6 protein-coding genes, 1 other RNA gene and 1 pseudogene are annotated in these 5087 nt (G+C 61.3%); 7 read left to right on the top strand and 1 reads right to left on the bottom strand.

Annotated features, from left to right (window positions below; genetic code table 11):
* Positions 1-196 (bottom strand): annotated as a pseudogene (locus VIW95_RS09710) (acyltransferase); the annotation flags it as partial.
* Between the two features lie 161 nt (positions 197-357).
* On the opposite strand from VIW95_RS09710, the gene VIW95_RS17620 reads away from it, so the two are divergent.
* From VIW95_RS17620 to recR, 7 genes are all read left to right on the top strand, one after another.
* Positions 358-465, top strand: a complete 108-nt coding sequence (locus VIW95_RS17620; protein WP_414645283.1) for a hypothetical protein — start codon at positions 358-360, stop codon at positions 463-465.
* 92 nt (positions 466-557) lie between these two features.
* Complete coding sequence (locus tag VIW95_RS09715) at positions 558-1451, top strand: site-specific DNA-methyltransferase (protein ID WP_331585866.1); 894 nt, start codon at positions 558-560, stop codon at positions 1449-1451.
* Positions 1408-1980 carry a hypothetical protein gene (locus VIW95_RS09720; RefSeq protein ID WP_331585868.1) on the top strand — a complete coding sequence of 191 codons (573 nt, stop codon included), beginning with the start codon at positions 1408-1410 and terminating at the stop codon, positions 1978-1980. The genes VIW95_RS09715 and VIW95_RS09720 overlap by 44 nt, the downstream gene beginning before the upstream one ends.
* Before the next feature lie 146 nt (positions 1981-2126).
* Positions 2127-2225, top strand: an RNA gene (gene ffs / locus VIW95_RS09725) — signal recognition particle sRNA small type.
* Positions 2226-2260: 35 nt separating this feature from the next.
* Entirely contained in the window at positions 2261-4159 is a 1899-nt protein-coding gene (dnaX, locus tag VIW95_RS09730; RefSeq protein ID WP_331585870.1) for a DNA polymerase III subunit gamma/tau, read from the top strand.
* A 40-nt stretch (positions 4160-4199) separates the two neighbouring features.
* Positions 4200-4544, top strand: coding sequence for a YbaB/EbfC family nucleoid-associated protein (locus tag VIW95_RS09735; RefSeq protein ID WP_331585872.1), 345 nt, complete (start codon positions 4200-4202; stop codon positions 4542-4544).
* Between the two features lie 13 nt (positions 4545-4557).
* The coding region (gene recR, locus VIW95_RS09740; RefSeq protein WP_331585874.1) for a recombination mediator RecR at positions 4558-5087 on the top strand (530 nt) is incomplete at its 3' end.

A 5087-nucleotide genomic window follows, 5' to 3' on the forward strand; every position in this document is an offset into this window, starting at 1 on the left:
CGAGATCGAAAAATTTGGGATCCTCGACCTGACACGGATAGTGCGCGCCGAACAGCTCCTGGGTACAGACGATTTGCGCGCCGCGCTTGGCAGCCTCCTCGATTTTCGAGATGGCCTTGTCGAGATTGCGGCGCGGCTCGGCCGCGCAGCTCATTTGTATGAGCCCAACCGTGACCTTATCGGCGTGCGATGCCATACCAATTGTGATAGCAACCGCGCGAGTCCCACGCCACAGATTTGTGACGTAGGCCGAATGTTGCTACAGTTCGAGTCGTGTCTCGATCGGTCGCAAGCAACCAGCTTAAAGGAACTTCGATTCGCATTCGTTTGACCGCCGCTCAGAAGCGGCGATTCACAGTGAGTGCCCAACGAGCGGGCCTGAGTGTCTCAGCCTGGCTGCGGACGCTCGGTTTGCAAGCGTGCGGTCGAAGCAGCATAGTCCCAGCAAAATCGGTGGACGATTGACCGTCAATACCAGACAAGATTCCATCCACAAGAATGGTGCAGTGGATGCTCCGGCCAAGTATGCAATCCTTATCGCCGATTGCTTCGAGTGGATGAGCTCGAGAAAGGCCGAGTCGATTCACGCAATCGTCACGGACCCGCCCTACGGCCTCAAGGAATACACCGAAGGCGAGAAGACGAAGCTCCGTTCCGGCCGCGGGGGAGTATGGAGAATTCCGCCCTCGTTTGATGGCTGCAAGCGGAGCCCGCTGCCCCGGTTTACCGTACTCAGAGCGCAGGAGATATCGGCGCTGAGACAGTTCTTTCGTGAATTCGCTCAGCGCGCGCTTCGCATTCTCGTACCGGGAGCTCACCTGTTTATCGCCACGAACCCGCTGCTGTCTCATTTGGTCTACCTACCGCTCATGGAGGTGGGCTTCGAAAAGCGGGGCGAGGTCATTCGTCTCGTGCAGACTTTGCGCGGCGGCGACCGGCCGAAGAATGCGCACAACGAGTTCACCGACATTTCCGTGATGCCGCGTTCCGCATGGGAACCGTGGGGACTGTTTCGCAAGCCCTGCGAAGGGCGGGTGCAGGACAATTTGCGCAAATGGAAAACCGGAGGCCTGCGTCGAATCTCCGCTACGGAACCGTTTCTGGACGTGATTCGTTCCGCACCGACGCGACCGGAAGAACGTGCTTTGGCGCCGCATCCATCGCTCAAGCCGCAGGCGTTCATGCGTCAAATCGTTCGCGCATCACTGCCCTTGGGCAAAGGGATTGTGCTCGATCCTTTCATGGGCGGCGGATCTACAATCGCGGCGGCCGCCTCGATCGGATACGAAAGTATTGGGATTGAATCGGATCGCGATTTTTTCAGAATAGCGATGAAGGCGGTCCCGCAACTTGCGCAACTCAGGACGAACGGCGCATCTTACGCCGATGCCCAGCAAAAGCTCTCACTTGCCGAGAGGCCTGGAAGTAATTCACGTCCAGCAGGCCGTTGAGTACGTTGAACGAGAGGCAGGAGAACTGGTTGACCTATACTTCGAACAAGCGAACGTCTTCAGTGCGATCGTCGGAATTTTTGGATCCAAGGCTCTAGCCGCATTCAGTCCCTACAAGCGACACAAACATCCGGACACGGCACAGCAGCGTTTTCCGGACTTGTCGCTCGACGGCCGTCTCAATCCGCCGGCGAAGATCGCTCTGGAATCAAAAGGAAGTACGCGGCCATGGGCAATTCAATCACACTACAATCATCCCGGCTGGTACATTGTTTGGCGGTACGTGGTTGATCCGACCGGGACCTTCAGAGCGGGGAGACCCGTCGTGGTGTGGCGGGTTGACGTGGTGTTTCTGGAAGAGTCCGACTGGAAATACGAGACCAGCAAAGCTGGCTCAGGCCGCGGCGGTCGTACCCACACGTTCGGACTGATTCATCCAGCAAAGAAGCTCGCCGAGGCGGCTGCTTACCGCCTGCCCGGAGTTGGAATACGCGGTGGCAAACCGATCTTGATCGAATCATCAAAGTAGAGACTCGCGATTGCTGTTCATTAACGTCCCTGCGGGCACGAAACATTTTCGTCATTGGCGGTTGCATGAACGCGGCTGTGATACTGTAATAGGGCGCGCAAAAGGAAAGCGCGCTGGAGCAATTTTCGGGACTGCCCGCCGCTGATAGCCGGGTCCTGCGCAAGGGAAGGCCGCGAACCCCGCCAGGTCCGGAAGGAAGCAACGGTACCGGCTGCCACCCTGTGCCGCAGGGGTGCCTGGCTATCATTCGACGGGCAGTCCCGGAGCGAAAAATTTCGCGATGGCCGAATCTCAAACCCCACATCTCGTACTCGCGCGCAAATGGCGGCCCGAACGCTTCTCGGAGCTGGTTGGCCAGGAGCACGTGACGCGCACGCTCGGCGAAGCGTTGAAGCGGGGAAGAATCGCGCACGCTTTTTTGTTCACCGGGATTCGCGGTGTCGGCAAGACCACGGCTGCGCGGATTCTCGCGCGATGTTTGAATTGCGAGAAAGGCCCTACTGCGGAGCCGTGTGGCGAATGCGCGGCGTGCGTCGAGATTCGCACCGGCAGCTCGCTCGACGTGAACGAGATTGACGGCGCCACCTACCGCAAAATCGAGGATGCGCGCGCGATCATCGAAAATCTCAGCTACCGGCCCGCGCGCGACCGCTTCAAGATTTACATTATCGACGAGGCCCATCAGCTCACCGACTCGGCCTTCAACGCGCTGTTGAAGACGCTCGAAGAGCCGCCGCCACACGTCAAGTTTATTCTCGCGACGACCGAGCCGCAGAAGATGCCCGAGACGATTCTGTCACGGCTGCAGCGCTACGACTTTCGGCGCATCCCATATCTCAAGATTCTCGAGCGGCTGCAGGATCTCGCCGGGCGCGAAGGGGTCGAGGTCGAGGAGCCTGCGATCCGGCTGCTCGCGCGCGAGGCCGGCGGCAGCATGCGCGATGCCGAGCGGATGCTCGAGACGGCAATCGCGACGTCGTCGGGCAAGGTGACGGAGGCCGAAGTGGCGTCGTCGCTGGGGGTTGCGAGCCGGACCACGGTTTTGAAATTGGCAGACGCGATCATGTCCAGGAACGCGGCGGCGTCGCTCGCGCATGTGCGCGAACTGGCGAGTCGTGGCGCCAATCTCGAATCGCTCGGACGCGATTTGCTCGAGACGCTGCGAAATCTCGCAGTCGCGAAACTTCCGGCGGGCGACTCGGAGAGTCCGCTTGACGATATTCCCGATCATGAAGTGGCGGAGCTGAAGCGGCTGGCCTCGGGCGCCAGCGCGCGCGACATCATGCGCCTGTTTCGGCTGATGGCGGAATCGCAAGAGCAGATTCTCAAATCGCCGTACCCCGATCTGCTGCTCGAAATGGCGGTGGTGCGGATGGCCTCGCTGGCGGCGGTCATCGACGCCGACGACTTGCTGCGCGCGATCGGATCGACGCCACCCGCGTCAGGTACTCCGCCCGCATCGTCGGGCGGTGGCTCTGGAAGCCGCGTCGCGGTGAAACCTGAGCCTGTGCCGAATCCGCAAGCGAGCGGTGCGCGGCGGCTGCGGGTCGAGGGTGAAGTCAAAGCAGACGCGCCGCTACGCAGTGAATCTCACGACGACGGTGCTCGCGAGCTTCCCGAGCTGCGCGATTTTATCCGCGGTAAGCGCGCGGCGCTCGCCGGATTCATGGAGCAGGGGGCGGGACTCGTGCTCGACGGCGATATTTTAACAGTCACAGCGCGCAACGACATCTACATTCGGTATTTGAACGACAACAAGAATGTTATCGCGGAGCTTGCGGGCGAGCATCTCGGGCGCGCGATTCGAGTCGAGCTCTCGACCAACGGCGCAGCGAATCCTGCTACCCGCGCTACGACGACGCTCGCTGGCAATGGACTCACCCGCGAGTTGCCGCCGGCCACCGCTTCGGCACCGGCGGCTCAGCCGGTTGTCGTGGAAACTGCGCCGAAGAAAACGGCGCCGTCACCGATCGAATCAATCAGAGAAATTGCGCCCGCATCCAAACCGATAGAGGCTGCGCGGGCGACGGAGGCGGCGCGACGTGCGGCGACTTCGGAGGAACGGCAGGCGGTGCTGGCTGATCCCGCGGTGCGACGAGTGTTCGATACGCTCGACGCGCGGCTGGTGGAATTGAAGATGCCGAACCCGATGCAAGCTTCGGCGAAGGAATCAAAGTAATACGTTGCCGCAGGGAGACCGGCGGCAAGGAGCGATCAGTGTGGCGGAAATAGATCTATCGGCATTGATGCAGCAGGCAAAAGACCTGCAGACGCGCATGAAGGAAATGCAGGAAGCGGCGTCGCTGAAAACCGTCGAGGCGCAGTCGGGTGGCGGCATGGTGCGCGTGGTGGTCGACGGCACGCTGCGCGTGCGCAAAATAGTAATCGATGCCGCGATCGTCGCAGCCAACGATAAGTCGATGCTCGAAGACTTGATCCTCGTGGCGATCAACGACGGGATGGCGCGCGCGCAAAAGATGCTCGCCGACGAGATGGGCAAGCTCGGGCCGCTGAGCGCCCTGCAGATTCCCGGCTTCGGCAACGACGGCTTCGGCAGCGAATGACGGAGCGCGCTTGATGGCGGAAAACCTGAAGCGGCAGGACGGACTGCCGCCGGCGATGACGCGGCTCGTCAAGGAACTGTCGCGGCTGCCAGGAATCGGCGAGAAGACGGCGTCGCGGCTGGCGTTCAACCTGCTCAATCGGCCGCGCGACCAGGTGATCGCGCTAGCGGAATCGCTGCTCGAAATGAAAGAGCGCGTCGGACTGTGCTCGGGATGCTTCGGGCTGTCGGACCATCCGCGGTGCCAGATTTGCGACGACGAGGCGCGCGAGCGCGAAGTGATTTGCGTGGTCGAGGGGCCGGCGGACCTGATGGCAATCGAGCGCGCGCGCAGTTTCGGCGGCGTATATCACGTGCTCAATGGCGCGCTCGCGCCGCTCGACGGCATCGGTCCCGACGACATCAAGATGAAGGAACTGATTGCGCGCGTTAGTCCGCCCGCAGTCGTGCGCGAGGTGATAGTCGCGACCAACGCCACCGTCGAAGGCGAGGCGACCGCGCTTTACATCGCGCGCGTGCTGAAACCGCTCGGCGTGAGAACTAC

The sequence above is a fragment of the Binatus sp. (SeqCode) genome, from assembly GCF_036522015.1.
GTDB lineage: Bacteria > Desulfobacterota > Binatia > Binatales > Binataceae > Binatus.

Coding starts and splice junctions, on each gene's coding strand:
- VIW95_RS09715 (WP_331585866.1), top strand. CDS start 558: ATGAGCTCGAGAAAGGCCGAGTCGATTCACGCAATCGTCACGGACCCG.
- dnaX (WP_331585870.1), top strand. CDS start 2,261: ATGGCCGAATCTCAAACCCCACATCTCGTACTCGCGCGCAAATGGCGG.